We start from the raw sequence: 16,245 nt of genomic DNA on the forward strand, positions 1-16,245 counted from the left end.
AGGCACGGTCCGCGGACCGTGCCTTGTTTGTTATTGAACGAGTGGTTCTGGTACTTCAATCGGAGCGAGGGAGCGATCAAGCAATTCGACGACGTCGAACGTGCCGACCGTCTCATCGACTTCTTTCGCTTTCGTCCCGTCCGAGAGCATCGTCAAGCAGTACGGACACGCCGAGCCGATGACGGTCGGCTTCGTCTCGAGCAGCTGCTCGGTCCGGGCCACGTTGACGCGCGTCCCGACTTTCTCTTCTTGCCACATGAGACCGCCACCGGCGCCGCAGCACATGCCGTTCTCACGGTTCCGCTCCGCCTCGACGAGTTCGACACCTGGGATGCGTTCCAAGACGAAACGTGGGGCGTCGTAAATACCGTTATAGCGCCCGAGGTAGCACGAGTCGTGATAGACGACACGCTCGTTCACGGAGAAGTCCGGTTTGACCCGTCCCGTATCGAGCAGCTCGGCGAGGAGCTCGGTATGGTGATATACTTTCACACCGCTCAGTCCGAAGTCCGGATACTCGTTTTTGAACGTGTTGTACGCGTGCGGGTCGACCGTGACGATTTTCGTGACCCCATACTTCTCGAACAGTTTGATGTTCGCCTCGGCGAGCTCTTGGAACAACAGCTCGTTCCCGATGCGGCGTGGCGTGTCCCCTGAGTTCTTCTCTTCGTTCCCGAGGATGGCGAACGAGACGCCGGCCTTGTTCAAGACGCTCGCAAAGCTTTGGGCGACTTTTTGGCTGCGGCTATCGTATGAGCCCATCGCCCCGACCCAGAAGAGGAACTCGAACTCTTCGCCGGCCTTTTTCTTCTCTTTCGCCGTCGGGATGACAAGTTCTTCCCGGTCTTTGCGCCAGTTCTCGCGCTCTTTCCGGTTCATCCCCCACGGATTGCCTTGACGTTCGATGTTCGCGACCGTACGTTGCGCCTCAGGATCCATCTTGCCTTCCATCATGACGAGGTAACGACGAAGGTCGATGATCTTGTCGACGTGCTCGTTCATGACCGGACATTGGTCCTCACAGTTGCGACATGTCGTACATGCCCAAATCTCTTCTTCGGTGATGACGTTGCCAATCAACTCGTCGGCGACGAGCATATGCCCGTCTTGAGCCGCGGCCGCGATCTCGGCCCCTTGCGTGTTTTGGAACATGAGCGCCGGTGCCCACGGCGATTTACGCGTGATGGCGGCTCCTTTCATGTTCATGTGGTCGCGCAGTTTGACGATGAGATCCATCGGCGACAACATTTTACCAGTCCCGGTCGCCGGGCAGACGTTCGTACAGCGTCCGCATTCGACACAGGCATACAAGTCAACGAGTTGTTTTTGATTGAAGTCTTCGATCTTATTGACGCCGAAGACGATTTCTTCATCCGACTCCTCGGCCTCTTCCATCGCTGAGAAGTCGACCGGTGCGAGACGACCGACTTGGTGCGTCCGTCCGAGCCAGACGTTGAGCGTCCCGGCAATCAAATGGGCGTGCTTGCCTTGCGGGATATAGATCATGAAGCTGAGCAAGAACAAGAGGTGAAGCCACCAGAAGACGACGAACAAGGCGAAGGCGACGCCTCCCGGTACCCAAGCGAACGCCGAACCGATGAGTGTCGCGACCGGTTCGCCCCACATCGGGAGCTCTTCCTTATAGACGAGATAGAACCCGTTCCCGAACAAGACCGATACCATCAACCCACCGATGAAGATGAGGGCGAGACCGGCCAGAAAGTTTCGTTTTAAACGCACGAGTTTCTCGACGTAACGGCGGTAGAATCCCCAAACGACCGCGACGAGAATCATGAGCATGACGATTTCTTGCATGAACGTGAAAATCGGATAGAGCGGACCGAGCGGGATGTGCGGGAAACGCGTCCCGACGGCCAGCCCTTTCCAGATGAAGTCGATGGCCCCGAACTGGACGAGGATGAACCCATAGAACATCATGACGTGAATGATGCCGCTCTTCTTGTCTTTCAACAGTTTCTTTTGGCCGAACACGTTGATCATGACCTGTTCAAGCCGTTCCTTATTCGTTTGGCTCCACTCTGCCTTTTTCCCGAGCTTGATGAACGTATAGCGCTGGTACACCAACGATGCGAACAAATATAGTCCATAGCCGAGGACGAGCAAGAATAGAATCCAGTTGACGATTAAAAATGTAGACATCCCCAAAACTCCCCCTTATGAAAACGGATTCAATCTTGAGTTCAGTATATCAAACAATGAATGAACAGTCATTCATTTTTATCGAAGGGGTCAAAAATTGAGCACATGCTTCAAGAATAAGAGGATGCCGCCATACCCGACGACCGCGAGGACGAACGTCCGGAAGTGGAGGTTGCGGTCGGCGGGGAGCTCGAACTTGACGATATTCAGAATCATCGCCCCGGCGACGAACGCGAACAAGATGGCCTCGACGTGCGAGGCGAGGTCGATCAAGCGGGAGAAGAAACCGCCGGCAAGAATCCCACCGCTCAACAAATAACGCCCTTGCCGGATGTACCGTTCCCCGTAATGGCGATACAAGTCGTGGCCGACGGCGAGGAAGTGGACGCCGAGCGCCGTCGCGTAGAAGCTGCGTGCGACGAACGTGACGGATGACGCCGTGACGACGTAAGCCGAGAACGACATATATGCCGTCAACAGCGTCACTTGGAGCCAATACGACACGTTTTGGTCAATCGTCTCGTCTTTGAAATGGGGCGTTCGGACGACACGCATCGTCCCGTAAAAGACGGTGAAACCGAGCAGGCTGATGACATAAATCTCCGACGGCAAGGCCAGGTCGAGCCAATCGACTTGAAGCGTGTCTTGCCGCTTGTTCAAGGACGGCAAGAGATACATGAAAAAGTATGTGATGGCGATCCCGCTCGAAAACGAGAACCATTTTTGAGACGGCACCCGGTCTCGCGGAAACAGATAAATTCCGAAAAAATTGATGAGCGCTAAATAGACCACGATCCAGTTCGCCATCTCATGTCACCCCTTCAGTTCAATCCAAAACCGCTCGACAATTTTCCCGCCTTCCGCTGTGAACGGCGTGTCCGGCACGCCGCCATTGTTCAAAATGACTCGGCGTGACGCTTCGTTCGTCCGGTCGCACGTAATCAACGCCCGCTCGATCCCGAGTTCTTTCGCTTTCTCGAGTGCGAGCTCGAGCTGTTTCGTAGCGAGACCACGTCCGCGGGCACTCGGCTTGATGCCGTACCCGATGTGTCCCCCAAAGTTGAGGAGGTTGTCATTCAATTCGTGACGGATATTCGCCGCCCCGAGCAACTCGTCCCCATCCGTCAGCCAATACGTCGTGCTCGGCACCCAACTGACGTTGTTCACCCGTACTTCTTTATCACGAATTTCTTTGACGTACGTCGCAAAATCGGACGCGTCGCGGTCGACGGCGTTTGGGACGATCGTCTCGGAGCGTTCCCGCCATTCCTTTAAAAAATCGAGCACGTTCGCTTCCTGCTCCATGGATGTCTTCACTAGTCGCAACATAACGCTTCCCCCTATTTTTATGTATAGAAAAGACCGCAAAGCGGCCTTAATCTTCGAGTCCTAATCGTTTTGGCATCTGCGGGGCGAGCTCACGTGCCTCGTCAAGACGGCCCGCTTCGACGAGCGTATGGAACCGTAAAAACTCCTCGTGCGTCGCGTCACCGATCGCCGCCAAGTAGTCGATGTAGCGGTCGTATACCGATCTATCTTCCGGTCGCGCCTCGATCAAGGCAATATAGAGCCGGACCGTGTCTTCCCCATAAAGAAGCGGGAACTCATCGTTCAATTGGAGCAATTTATCGACCGAGTCCATATCGACGCCGGTCTCGTTATCGTAGTGCCCGACGACCTGTTCGGCGTGGTCCTCGAGGCGGCCGCGCCACTCTTCATATTCGTCCTCATTCGTCTCGAGCATCTCGAACCAATCCTCGTTCAACATCTCTTCAATCTTTCTCACGCGTTCTGCAAAGTTCATGCTTCGTCTCCTCCTTCAAACGTCCACGTGACGTCGACTACATAGTTACCTGCCAAGTCATCGTTCATCGACAACTCGTAGGCGAAGCGACAACGTCCGTCCGCGACATCGAGCCGCTCCGTCGTCGTCGCCATCGTCATCGACATGTATGGGTTTTTATATAGGCTTTGGGTCAAGCGCCCTTCAATAAAGGAATGATTCATCTCAATCGGTCCTTTACAGATGAGTGCGAGCCGGCCCGTCGTATATTTGATCGTTGTCGGCACGACGCCGTCTTCTCGTTCTTGATCGAACGTCAAGACGAAGCCGGTCTTCAATTCATAATAGAGCCCGTCGGCTTGCAGCTCAATCGGCTCCTCGATTTCACTGATCATTGTCTTTTGGCGCACACGTACGCGTTTCGGTTCAATTGCCATGGTGATTCCCCTTTCCGCTGTCCCATCGTACCATATCTCGCGAATGGTCCGGAATCGGTAACTTTTTCTTTCCCGGTTCGCGGACCGTTCACACTACAAAAAAGACAGGGTTCCCCCTGTCTTTGAATCAACTTAGCTTATAGACGCGACCTTCGAACGGCTTCAAATGAAGCAGTGTCGTCTCGTCATGCGGCTCGAGCGGCATGTTTTTCAAGACGACGTCTTCTGAGCGAAGCGTGATCTCCGTCGCAAAGATGGCTTCTTTTCCTGTCAAATTCGTCATGACGAGGTATTGCGAGTCACCAAGCGTGCGTGTGTACGCGTAAATCTCTGGGTGCTCCGGCAAGACGATGTCATACGTTCCATAGACGAACGTCTCATCTTGTTTGCGAAGACGAATCATCTCTTTATAGAAGTTGAGAATCGAGTCGTCGTCTTCGAGCTGGGCGCCGACGTTGATGTCCGTGTAGTTCGGGTTGATGCCGAACCAAGGCGTCTCCGCGAACGTGAAGCCCGCGTTCGGGGCATCGCTCCACTGCATTGGTGTGCGCGTGTTATCACGTGACGAGTTCCACGTGATGTCCATCATCTCGTCATGGCTCTTGCCGTTCTCGAGACCGATGTAATACCGGTTGCGCGTCGCGATATCATCGTACTGGTCAATCGAGTCGAACTTCACGTTCGTCATGCCGATCTCTTGGCCTTGATAGATGAACGGCGTCCCTTGCATGAGGAAATACATCATCGCAATCGACTTGGCGCTTTCTTTCCAATAGCGCTCGTCATCACCCCATGATGACACGGTCCGCGTTTGGTCATGGTTCTCGACGTAAAGGGCGTTCCAGCCGTCCGCTTCGAGGCCTTTTTGCCATTTCGTGAGGACGTTCTTCAAGTGGACGACGTCGAGCTTCGACTCGGCGTCTTCACGCCAGAGACCCATGTGTTCGAATTGGAACACCATGTTCATCTTGCCTTCCTTCTCGCCGACCCAAAGGTGGGCATCGTCAGGCGAGACGCCGTTCGCTTCGCCGACCGTCATGATGTCGTGCTTGTTGAACGTCTCGTCGCGAAGTTCTTCTAAATAACCGTGAATCCCGTCGACGTTCATATGCATCTCGAACGATGGCACGAAGTCGAGGCCTTCCGGGTTCGGCAAGTCGCCGAACGACGGGTGTTTGCGGATGTGGCTGATTGCATCGACACGGAAACCGTCAATCCCCTTGTCGAGCCACCAGTTGATCATGTTGTACACCGTCTGGCGCATCTCGGCGTTCTCCCAGTTCAGGTCCGGCTGTTTCTTCGAGAAGACGTGCAAGAAGTATTGTTCCGTCGTCTCGTCAAACTCCCAAGCCGACCCGCCAAAAATTGACTCCCAGTTGTTCGGTTTCGAGCCGTCGGGTTTGCCGTCACGCCAAATGTACCAGTCACGCTTCGGATTGTCTTTCGAGCTCTTCGATTCGATGAACCATGGGTGCTCATCCGACGTATGGTTGACGACGAGGTCTAACAGCAATTTCATGCCGCGCGCATGGACTTCCGTCAACAGACGGTCGAAATCTTCCATCGTCCCGAACTCGTCCATGATGGCTTGATAGTCGCTAATGTCATAGCCGTTGTCATCATTCGGCGATTTGTACATCGGACAAATCCAAATGACGTCGACGCCGAGGTCTTTCAAGTAATCGAGTTTGTCGATGATGCCTTGAATATCGCCAATCCCGTCCCCGTTCGCATCATAAAAACTGCGCGGGTAGATTTGATAAGCGACAGCTTCTTTCCACCAGTTTCGTTTCAGTGTTTTCGTTTGTGTGTGTTGGTCACGTTGTAAAAGTTGCATGTGTCAATGATACTCCCTTGTCCCTAAACTCACTGCGCATCCTATATACTAATATCAGTGCTGTTGTCTCTTTATCTCGTTAGCGCAATCGTTTGCACGATTGCAGTAAGTTTATCTTACCAAAAATCATTCCACGACACAAAGATGTTTTCAACAGCTTACTCATCGTGTACCCTACACGAATTTGAAATGAAATGAAAGTGAGGCGACTTACATGATTCGTTTGGCCACACAGGCCGATCTCTCGGCAATCGATCAACTCATTTTAACGAAAGCGCAATCGTTTCGGGCCGCTGGAAAAACGCAATGGCAAAAATATTTAGAGCCGAGTCGGACCGATTTTGTGACCCATGACGTCACGAACGGAACCGTCTATGTATACGAAGTGAACGGAGACATCGCCGGGTCGGTCAGCTTGATCCCACCGACGTCTTGGGACGAAAACTTGTGGGACGATCCTGACGCGGCCGTCTATTTACATCGCCTCGTCGTCGATGACCGGATGAAAGGCCGACAAGTCGGTGAACAGTTGATGCGTTATGCGCTTGCAGCGACGTCGGATCGAGTTCGCCTCGACTGCGTCGCCACGAATCACTTCTTGAACGCCTATTATCCCCGCTTCGGCTTCAATTATGTCGGCGAACGAGATGGATTCTCTTTGTTCGAAAAAGAGGCTTGACCTTGACGCGACGTCAACGTGTACGCTGACTTCAAGGAGGTGAGGACATGTACACGATTCAACAACTCGCGACACTCTCTGGCACGACCACAAGGACGTTGCGTCATTATGACGCCGTCGGTCTGCTCGTCCCGGAACGTGACGTCAACGGCTATCGGCGCTACTCGTCGCATGATGCCGAGCGGTTGCAGACGATTCTGCTGTATCGTTCGCTCGACTTCCCGCTCGAGACGATTCAAGGCTTACTCGAAGCCGAACCGTTCGATCGGACCCGTGCCCTCGAAGAGCAAGTGACCGCCCTGCGCGCGAAAGCCGCCTATTTTGCGACACTCGCCGAGACGGCGGAATCGACGCTCACCTCACTGAGAGGAGGAATTCCAATGGAAGACAAATCGTTGTTCAAGGGATTATCGTTTGACGAACTGAAAGCCCATGAAGCGAAGCACGAGGCGGAGACAGAAGAACGTTGGGGCGAGAGCGAGGCGTACAAGACGTCACGTGCGCGCGCCGACAAGCGATCGAAAGAGGACTGGGAAGCGCTCAGTCAACAACAAGTCGATCTCGTCAAGCCGCTCGTCGACTTGTTCATGGCCGGCGTCCCGGTCGAAGACCCGCGTGTCCAAGCGGCCGTCCGGGCGAACCACCTGTTCATCAATGACCAGTTTTATGACTGCTCGCTCGACATGTTCAGCGGACTCGGGCAGATGTACGTCATGGACGAACGTTTCACCGCGTTCTATGACAAGTACGCGCCAGGATTGGCCATCTATTATAATGACGCCATCCAACACTATTGCATCACCCAAAGCTAAACGGCCAAAGCATCGCGCTTTGGCCGTTATTTTGCCGTTCGACGGTCATACACATCTTCCTTTAGCAATAACTCGATTTGACGTCTCAAGAGCGGGAGCGCCGTCGTGAGCTGCAAGTACGGATACGTGGCAAAATTATCCGTCCCGCCGATGTAGAGCACAGCCCGGTCTGCTACAGTCCAGCCCCGCTCGGTCCACTGTTCGATTCGTGCCTCACAGACGTCCGGTTTGGCTCGGAACGCCCAGTACGCTTGGAGTTGTCCTTCTGCCATCATCGGTGCGACCGTCAATACCGGGCAGTCGAATCGGGCGAGGACGCTCGGGTCAATCGGCCCCGTCTCATGGGTGACGATGAGCTGCGGGTCGAGACGATCGAGCCACATCGTCGTCTTCGTATCGTTCAATGAGGTGACACGTAGAATGTGGTGGAACGGAATCGGCTCATCGTTCAATGGATAGCGACCTTTCAGTTCTCGAATCCGCGCCCGGCTCGAAAGGCGCATGACAGGCGACGTCAGCCGGACGTATACATGCGTCAGCCAATGCTTGATGGATTCCGGACGATGCTCGCTCGGTCCATCTTCCTGAATGACATGGGTCACCCCTAAGTTGCGGATCGCATGATAGACGTAGGCAGATGTCCGGTGTTCTCCAATGAGTAGTACGATCGGTCGGCCCATTTTGTCCCTCCCCTTTCTCTTCCTCCGAACGCCTCTCATCCGTGTCGCTCCTGCGTCGAGACGACGGCCGGGCGGCAACGGTCCGCCACTTCTTCCATCGATAAACTTTCAAATTGATACGTTTGATGCAACGTTTCATAATGGGCGATGATTTCACCCAACAAGGCCATGTTTTCGGATACATGTTTGCCGAAGTTGTGCGGGTGCCACCAAAGATGGAACACTTCCCCCCGTTTGGCCGCATGCGTCATGCTCCGTTTGATGCGCCGCACTTTGAGTCGGTCGAGGAAGCGAAGCGCCGGCACGTAAGGTCGAAGGAATCGGCTCGATGGGACGTTATAAGGAGATGATTGCCGAATGGCTGCCCACGAGACCGTGTGGTGCCCCGTCAAATTGACGTAGGCATCAAGCAGACGAAGAGCCCGTCGTCCTAAGCCCTCATCCCCTCTCGCATCGGCCCGATAAATGTAATGGGTCTCATTGCCGCGATAGACATCGACTCCGACTTCTTGCGCCGCTTGGAAATGCTCAGGGCTCGATTGATTGCGCGGATAGACGATGCTCTGAATGGGTAAGTCGCGACGTGCGGCCACCCGCTTCGCCGCCTCGAGATCGGCCTTGAACGCCTCGATGGTCACTCCTTCTTCTAAACAAGATAGATGACAATACGTATGCGTCCCGATGGTTTGACCAGGCGTCGCCGCGATTTGATCGACGAGTGATTTCCCGAAGTGATACGGGTCGACCGCCTCGTCCGCCCCGACGTGCTGCATCCAATTGTATGAAGAATATTCGGGATGCCGATACGCCGGTTGAATCGTCGGCAAGTCTTTCAATAGCTCTGCTTTCGTCTCATAGAACAGGAATCCGACCGTCGCCCAAGTCGCATGAATCTGGTGCGCGGCAAACAAGTCGAGCAAGCTCGGCACGACTTGCCGGACCCCGAGTAGATTCTCGCCATACGCCTCAATCGTCGTACCGTCAAACGTGCCCCAGTTCAATTCAAAATCTAGTGAGATGACAAACGCTCCGTTCATCGAGACCCCTCCTCTGTCTTCACTTCTTTCCTTCACACGACTCACGAAGCTCTAGTTCGGCGAGCGCCCGTTTCCAGGAGCCGTATCGACGGGATACTTTGGCGACACTTGGTCGTCTATGTTGTTTCGCCCATTTTTGATAGGTGATCGCGTTGAATGGCACGACGACCCGACTTGCTTCTAGCAACGATTGGACGATTTCTGCTTTTTCACGTTCTGGCTGGACGGTAAAATGGAGCTCCTCTAGACGCTCTACCGTTTTCACGGCCAGACTCCAAGACCCGAAATGGGAAATAATATCACCTAGGGAAGGACCGGGATGATCTTTGACCCATTGTTGGTAATGGGTGCTCGTCAACTTCCCTTCCTGTTCAAGTGCGAGCCGAAGCGCTGCAACGAGTTCTTGTTGGGTATAGTGCTTTCGGGCTTCTAAGAGGCCGGCTGCTTTCAAGGCGCCGGTCCATGACCCGTAAAAATTGAGAACGTCGAGAAATGTCGGGACGTCCCGGTCTCGGCTCCAGAGCTGATATTGTTTAACCGTGAGGGTCGGAGTCAGAGATGCAGCGGCTCGAAGCGCTTGAATGATCTCTGCTTCCCGGTTCATCGTTCGTCCTCCTCAGACACTTTGTTCCGTGACGATCGAGCGCGTATCGAGCACGGTCTGGATGACTTGCTGTTGTTCCCCGAGGGTCAAGTCGGATCCCGATGGAAGGCAAATCCCATTCTCGAACAGACGCCGACTGACATCTTCTCCATCGACCGTCACATATTCGGCATCGCGATACACCGGTTGCAGATGCATCGGTTTCCAGACAGGACGGGATTCGATGCCGGCACTGGCGAGTCGCTCCATCACCGTGTCTCGGTGCAAGTCTGTCTGATCCAACTGCATGGCGGTCAGCCAACGATTGGCCCGTGAGTGTGGGACTTCTTGCTGATACGTCGTCCCGAGCTGACGGAACATATGCTCATAGCGAGCGAACACGCGACGTCGTGCTTGAACGCGCTGCTCAATCACTTCGAGCTGTCCCCGACCGATCCCGGCCGAGACGTTGCTCAATCGATAGTTATAGCCGACTTGTTCGTGCTCATAATGCGGTGCGTCTTCCCGAGCTTGCGTGGCCAACTTGAGCGCCAACTGTCTCGTTTCCTCATTCGGCACCATGAGCATGCCGCCGCCTGATGTCGTGATGATTTTATTGCCGTTGAACGAATAAAACCCGATGTCCCCAATGGTTCCCGTCATTTGCCCGTGCCACGTCGAGCCGAGTGATTCGGCCGCGTCCTCGATCAATGGGACACCGAACTCACGACAGATGTGGCGAATCTCACCGATTTTCGCGACGACGCCGTATAGGTGGACGACGATGACCGCTTTCGGAAGTTTCCCTTTCGTCGCGGCTTGGACGAGCGCTTTCCGAAGCGCGTCTGGCGACATATTCCACGTCGTCGTTTCCGAGTCGATAAAGACCGGAATGGCGCCGACGTAACGGATTGGATTGACCGATGCGACGAACGTGAGTGACTGACAGAAGACCGTGTCCCCTGTCCCGACGCCGAGCGTAAGTAGCGCCAAATGGAGGGCAGCCGTCCCTGAGCTTGTCGCCAAGGCGTACGGATGGTCTGCGTAAGCGGCGACTTCCGCCTCAAACGCGTTGACGTTTGGCCCAAGCGGGGCGATCCAATTGCTCGCGAACGCCTCTTCGATGTAGGCCATCTCACGGCCCGACATATGGGGCTTCGATAATAGGATGTTCATTTGATGCCCTCCTTCATCATGGTTTTATACGAGATATACCAATCGACGACTTGCTCGAGTCCTTCAAACAGCGATGTGCTCGGGCTGAAGCCGATCAGCGTGTCGAGCGTCGGGACGGCCGACTGCCGGAGTACCGACTCGCGCATCGGCAACGACGTCTTCGCCGATTTGTTGAGGATATGTCCGATGTCGGACAGTAACGTTTGGACGTTCACGTAGTCGGAGGCCGGGATTTGGAAATATCCGACTGGCGACATCCCGGTTTGAATCAAGCGAAGCAAGCGGACGACCGATTCGACGACATCATCGATATAAGAGACGTTGATGATATCCGTCGCGTAATACCCTGAGAGTCGGACACCGCGGTCGACGGCGACAATGGCCTTTGACACTAGCGTCGAGGCATCGTCCCAAGGTCCGAAGACGTCTTCTGTGAACAGATGGATCACCGGACGTTCCCCGTCTTCCTGTTTTACAGGCAAGTCGAACGTGATGAACGATTCAACCGGGACCCGTTTCGTTTGGATGGCGATGTAGCGTTTCATCAACTCGTAACGTTCCAGCGGCTCTTCACTTCCGTTATGGCGACGGGTCGAACATAAGATGATGTGTCTCGGTTCGTGTCGATTCAAGACGCTGCGCATGACTGTCTTGTTCGCGAGCGTTGAACGGATCAAATGGAACTGCGGGTGGGTGAGAACGTAGAGCCGCTGTTTGGCGATTCGCGTCTTATGCCGCCCTTCATCGTCAATCCCGACGACATCAAACCCTTCCTGCAATAGCCGACGTGCGATATGAAACCCTTGGAAACTGGCTACCCCGACAATAAGAACTGTTTGATCGACCATCATTCTCCCCCTCTTCACTCGTTATGACCTTCAATTTCCGTCAGCGAGGCGTGTCCCGGCGATATGAGGACGCATTCGCTTCACGCCATGTGTAAAGAGACGATCGATGTCTCGGTCGAGGTCGTCACTATTGGCGATAAAGAGCAACAGGTAGGTCAGGGCCTCTTGGTCGTCTCGTAACGTCTCAATCAGATGCAGCACGGAAGCGACGGTCGTGAAGGGACGGGTCCGGCCGACAAAGATTTTGGGGAAGACGTTCGCTTCTGGACCGAGTTCGCTCGCGGCGAGCAATTCTTCATATAACTTCTCACCCGGACGAATACCGGTGACTTCAATGCCGATCTGTTCGGTCGTAAAACCACTCAACTCAATCATTTTTTTCGCCAAGTCGATGATTTTGACCGGCTCGCCCATGTCGAGCACGAAAATCTCTCCCCCTCTGGACAAGACGCTCGCTTGGATGACGAGCCGGCTCGCTTCCGGGATGGTCATGAAGTAGCGGGTCATCTCAGGGTCGGTGACGGTGACCGGTCCGCCCCGGAGAATCTGTTCTTTAAAGAGCGGTACGACCGAGCCGCGACTGCCTAAGACATTTCCGAAGCGTACGACTGCGAAGATCGTCTCGCTCGTTCGGGCTTTCTCTTGGACGACCATCTCGGCGATTCGTTTTGTCGAGCCCATCACGTTCGTCGGATTGACCGCCTTGTCGGTCGAGACCATGATGAAGCGGCTCACGTTATGCCGGGCCGCGACATCGACCATATGTTTTGTCCCGTAAATATTGTTTTTGACGGCTTCGAGCGGATTGTCTTCCATGAGCGGCACATGTTTATGAGCGGCGGCATGATAGACGATGTCCGGCTGGTACGTGCGGAACACATCTTCGAGCCGAGCTTCGTCTTGCACATCCCCGATGACCGGGTGCAGGATTGTCTCCGTGCCGAGCCCACGCAACTCTCGCTCGATTAAGTAAATGCTGTTCTCCCCATGACCGAGGAGAATCATTTCTGCCGGGGCGAATTTGATCAATTGGCGACACAACTCCGAACCGATGGAGCCGCCGGCGCCAGTGACGAGCACGGTCGCGCCTTCGACATGGCGAGATATTCCAGATATGTCCAATTGAACCGGCTCACGTCCTAGCAAATCCTCGATTTTCACTTCGCGAATCTCGTTGATGGAGACTTTTCCGGTCGCTAGTTCCGAAATCATCGGCAAGGCGTGGGATTCGGCTCCTGTCTTCTCGATTCGTTTCAGCAAGGCGAGACGCCGTGTATAAGGCAAGCTTGGAATGGCCAAAATAACCACTTCGATGCCATGTTCTTGAATGATGCGTTCCAAATCGTCCGTCATCCCGAGGACCGGGACGCCGTGGACGTAGAGTGCCTGCAGTTGCGGGTTGTCGTCGAGCAGACCGACGACGCAGAGGACGGTCGTCCGATGCTCCTTCAACTCGCGGACAATCAACTGGCCGGAATCCCCGGCTCCGATGATGAGTGCTTTTCGTCCCGGATGGTTCGAATGGGGTTTGAACACGTCAAACACATGGTTGCGGGCTAAGAAGCGGGTGAACAAGATGAGGTTGAATGCAAGCAAACCTTGTACGGCGATGATCATCCCAAGGCCAGCCCCGAAGTGGAACTGGTTGTAGGCGTACAACACCAAGTCACTGCTCAGTAAGGCGACGGCGACTTGTTTCATCTCATGGATGGAGGCGTAGCGCCAGTCGATGCGATGAATCTTCAAGACGCTCCCGACGAGACTGAAGCTGACGATTTTAATGGCGACCATCATCAACATCTCGCTCGATTCGAGTGCCGCGTACGACGTGATCGTGGAGAACATCAGTTCAAACGTCGCGTACAATACAAACGAGACGATCAAGATGTCGAGACATAAAAAGAGCAAATTGCGTTGATTCTTCCGATAGACGTTCACGAGTGTTGCCATGGTAGTTCGCACCTCCAAGAGTCTGAGTTGTTCGTTCGTGGTGTAAGTTGGAATGCGCAAAAGATGCGTCGATGCTAGTAAACTACCCGACTATCCTCAACAAGTTTAAAGATAAAACGAGCTTTTTCTCATTAACGACATAGATGCGAAAAAGGAGTTCACGAAATTATTATCATGATTTCATTCACATAATGAATAATTGTCGGACAAACGGGAAATGGAAATACATATAACCCGAATTGGGTATCGTTTACATTATTTTGAACTTAGCTAAAACGCCACATAAGGAGGTAGAAATCGATCGTAAGCATCCTTTTTGACTAGCTCGTTGACTCTTCAACCAATACATGCTGTTCATTCACACCAAGAGACCTTCCGAGACGCTCGCTGCGTCTCCCTCCAAAGGAGAGACACCAAGATGAAAAAATGGACACGCCCTCAAATCGTACAAGCGTTGCAGTTAGCTGCTCAAGAACATGCCGAGCTCGATTCGAAACGGTATAGTGTATGGTCGCAAACCAAAAATGTCCCGTCCCTTTCCACCGTCATCCATCAGTTCGGGTCTTGGCGCGAGGCGCTCGCCGCTGCCCAAATCCAAATGTCGTTCCATTACTACTCGGATGAAGACATCCTCCGCGCGTTGAATCAAGCCGCCGAGGAGTTACCGCTCTTCACGAGCCAAACGTATCGGGAATGGTCGAAAGTGACACGCTCACCGTCGCTCACGTTGATCAGCAGCCGTTTCGGTTCTTGGTCGAACGCGCTCCGGGAAGCGAAACTTCAGACGACCGCCGCGAAAAACAATGAAGAGCGCATCATCCAAGCCTTGATTGAAGCGTCCGAAGAACTCGAACGTCTCACGTCCCAGCACTACGCCATCTGGGCCCAAGAACGCGGTTATCCGACAGTCGCGACGATCGCCCGGAAATATGGATCTTGGAGCTACGCCTTGTTCGTCCTCGACATCGCCCCGCCGAAACGGAAATGGGACGAAGAAGATGTCATCGAAGCCCTCCGCGTCGCGAAACATGAATTGTCACACTTCAGCATTCTCCATTACCGGAAATGGGCCGAGGGACGCAACGTGCCGAGCACGTCGACCATCAACGCCCTCTTCGGCAGTTGGACGGCCGCATTGAAATGCATGGAAGAACAGACGATCACCCAATAACAAAAGCCCTGTCTCATCGTGAGACAGGGCTTTTGTTCAAGTGACGATCGAAATGAATAGCGGGATGCCGATGAGCAAGTTGAACGGGAACGTGACGGCGAGGGCGAGCGTCAAATAAAACGACGGCTCCGCCTCCGGGACCGATGCTTGGAGCATGGCCGGTGCGGCGATGTACGACCCGCTCGCCGCGAGCGTCATGAGCAGAATCGTTCCCCCATCAGACAGTCCAGCCATTCCGGCAGCGAGAAAACCGATGGCCGCGCCGACGAGCGGAAACGTCATCCCGACGACTAAAAACTTCATCCCGTACGACGGTAGCGTCTTCAGCTGATGACCGACCTTTACGCCGAGGCTGAGCAAGAACAACAGCAACACGCCTGGGAACAAATCGACAAAAAACGGGGTTAATGCCGACGTATCCGGGGTGACCAGCCCGACGATGAGACCAGCCAACAAAAGCAAGATGCTTTTCGAGAGCAGACTGTCACGGATGACGGTGAGCGATTGGGTCGGTGCGGCCGTGATGCCGAGGACGCGGCTTTGATTGTATAACAACAGCGCGACGACGAGACCCGGAATCTCGAGGACGACGACGAGCGTTGTCATGAACGGCTCATAACTGATGCCGAGACGCTCGAGCTGGGCCGTCGCGGCGACATACGTCACGAGCGAGACCGAACCGAACGTCGCGGCCATGGCAATGCGTTCCGGGAACGTGAACTTCAAGAACGCTCCAAGGCCGAACGCGATGAGCGGAAGTACGAGACCAAGCACGAGCGTGACGGCGAGCGGGAACGCCAACTCGTCCATCGATACCGAGGCGAGCCCCATCCCTCCTTTCAATCCGATGGCAAGCAGTAAGTATAGGTTGAGCGTGATGCTGAGTGACTCAGGAATCTTCAAATTCGATTTGCCGAGAGCGGCAATCACACCTGTCACGAATAGGAGCACCGGGGCGCTCGTCAATAAAAACATCAATTGTTCCATCTTTTCCTCCTGGACGACAAAAGCGCACACCAAAGAAAGGTGTGCGCTGCATGCCGACGGCTCGAACACGTTCGCTCCGTCTAGCCGACAACTGTCGGGTATTTA

16 protein-coding genes are annotated in these 16,245 nt (G+C 54.2%); 3 read left to right on the forward strand and 13 right to left on the reverse strand.

Features of this window, described 5'->3' with window-relative positions:
* Positions 1–30: 30 nt before the first annotated feature.
* The 6 genes from AC13H5_RS13295 to AC13H5_RS13320 all read right to left on the reverse strand — a co-directional run bounded on the left by AC13H5_RS13295 (position 31) and on the right by AC13H5_RS13320 (position 6,217).
* Positions 31–2,160, reverse strand: a complete 2,130-nt coding sequence (locus AC13H5_RS13295) for a (Fe-S)-binding protein (RefSeq protein ID WP_483546002.1) — start codon at positions 2,158–2,160, stop codon at positions 31–33.
* A 90-nt stretch (positions 2,161–2,250) separates the two neighbouring features.
* Complete coding sequence (locus AC13H5_RS13300) at positions 2,251–2,967, reverse strand: hypothetical protein (RefSeq protein WP_034779293.1); 717 nt, start codon at positions 2,965–2,967, stop codon at positions 2,251–2,253.
* Positions 2,968–2,973: 6 nt separating this feature from the next.
* A complete protein-coding gene (locus tag AC13H5_RS13305; protein ID WP_214796669.1) occupies positions 2,974–3,489 on the reverse strand; it encodes a GNAT family N-acetyltransferase in 516 nt (171 codons plus the stop codon).
* A 46-nt stretch (positions 3,490–3,535) separates the two neighbouring features.
* Positions 3,536–3,964, reverse strand: coding sequence for a hypothetical protein (locus AC13H5_RS13310; protein WP_034779296.1), 429 nt, complete (start codon positions 3,962–3,964; stop codon positions 3,536–3,538).
* Entirely contained in the window at positions 3,961–4,380 is a 420-nt protein-coding gene (locus AC13H5_RS13315; RefSeq protein WP_214796667.1) for a YwiB family protein, read from the reverse strand. The genes AC13H5_RS13310 and AC13H5_RS13315 overlap by 4 nt, the downstream gene beginning before the upstream one ends.
* Before the next feature lie 127 nt (positions 4,381–4,507).
* The gene (locus tag AC13H5_RS13320; protein WP_285800903.1) at positions 4,508–6,217 is read right to left on the reverse strand and encodes a glycoside hydrolase family 13 protein; all 1,710 of its coding nucleotides are present in this window, start codon (positions 6,215–6,217) and stop codon (positions 4,508–4,510) included.
* Between the two features lie 214 nt (positions 6,218–6,431).
* Here AC13H5_RS13320 and AC13H5_RS13325 point away from each other — a divergent pair, with 214 nt between their 5' ends.
* Both AC13H5_RS13325 and AC13H5_RS13330 read left to right on the forward strand, forming a co-directional pair.
* Positions 6,432–6,896, forward strand: coding sequence for a GNAT family N-acetyltransferase (locus AC13H5_RS13325; protein ID WP_214753658.1), 465 nt, complete (start codon positions 6,432–6,434; stop codon positions 6,894–6,896).
* 47 nt (positions 6,897–6,943) lie between these two features.
* Positions 6,944–7,708 carry a MerR family transcriptional regulator gene (locus AC13H5_RS13330; protein ID WP_483546003.1) on the forward strand — a complete coding sequence of 255 codons (765 nt, stop codon included), beginning with the start codon at positions 6,944–6,946 and terminating at the stop codon, positions 7,706–7,708.
* A gap of 26 nt (positions 7,709–7,734) precedes the next feature.
* Here the strand turns inward: AC13H5_RS13330 and AC13H5_RS13335 are convergent, their stop codons facing one another.
* Genes AC13H5_RS13335 through AC13H5_RS13360 form a run of 6 tightly spaced genes read right to left on the reverse strand, consistent with a single transcriptional unit; the run spans position 7,735 to position 13,982 of the window.
* Positions 7,735–8,388 (reverse strand): hypothetical protein, encoded by a 654-nt coding sequence (locus AC13H5_RS13335; protein WP_483546004.1) that lies wholly within the window; start codon positions 8,386–8,388, stop codon positions 7,735–7,737.
* 35 nt (positions 8,389–8,423) lie between these two features.
* The gene (locus tag AC13H5_RS13340) at positions 8,424–9,425 is read right to left on the reverse strand and encodes a polysaccharide deacetylase family protein (RefSeq protein WP_483546005.1); all 1,002 of its coding nucleotides are present in this window, start codon (positions 9,423–9,425) and stop codon (positions 8,424–8,426) included.
* Positions 9,426–9,444: 19 nt separating this feature from the next.
* A complete protein-coding gene (locus AC13H5_RS13345) occupies positions 9,445–10,029 on the reverse strand; it encodes a hypothetical protein (RefSeq protein ID WP_034779310.1) in 585 nt (194 codons plus the stop codon).
* A gap of 12 nt (positions 10,030–10,041) precedes the next feature.
* Positions 10,042–11,184, reverse strand: a complete 1,143-nt coding sequence (locus AC13H5_RS13350; RefSeq protein ID WP_214711082.1) for a DegT/DnrJ/EryC1/StrS family aminotransferase — start codon at positions 11,182–11,184, stop codon at positions 10,042–10,044.
* Positions 11,181–12,035 carry an NAD-dependent epimerase/dehydratase family protein gene (locus AC13H5_RS13355; protein ID WP_138858742.1) on the reverse strand — a complete coding sequence of 285 codons (855 nt, stop codon included), beginning with the start codon at positions 12,033–12,035 and terminating at the stop codon, positions 11,181–11,183. Before AC13H5_RS13355 ends, AC13H5_RS13350 begins: the two co-directional genes overlap by 4 nt.
* A gap of 27 nt (positions 12,036–12,062) precedes the next feature.
* On the reverse strand, positions 12,063–13,982 hold the full coding sequence (locus AC13H5_RS13360; protein WP_483546006.1) for a polysaccharide biosynthesis protein: 1,920 nt from the start codon (positions 13,980–13,982) through the stop codon (positions 12,063–12,065).
* 418 nt (positions 13,983–14,400) lie between these two features.
* Here AC13H5_RS13360 and AC13H5_RS13365 point away from each other — a divergent pair, with 418 nt between their 5' ends.
* The gene (locus AC13H5_RS13365) at positions 14,401–15,153 is read left to right on the forward strand and encodes a homing endonuclease associated repeat-containing protein (RefSeq protein ID WP_034779320.1); all 753 of its coding nucleotides are present in this window, start codon (positions 14,401–14,403) and stop codon (positions 15,151–15,153) included.
* Positions 15,154–15,189: 36 nt separating this feature from the next.
* Here the strand turns inward: AC13H5_RS13365 and AC13H5_RS13370 are convergent, their stop codons facing one another.
* Positions 15,190–16,140, reverse strand: a complete 951-nt coding sequence (locus tag AC13H5_RS13370) for a sodium-dependent bicarbonate transport family permease (RefSeq protein ID WP_483546007.1) — start codon at positions 16,138–16,140, stop codon at positions 15,190–15,192.
* Between the last annotated feature and the right edge of the window lie 105 nt (positions 16,141–16,245).

The organism is Exiguobacterium sp. FD-YE-25-4 (genome assembly GCF_057004685.1).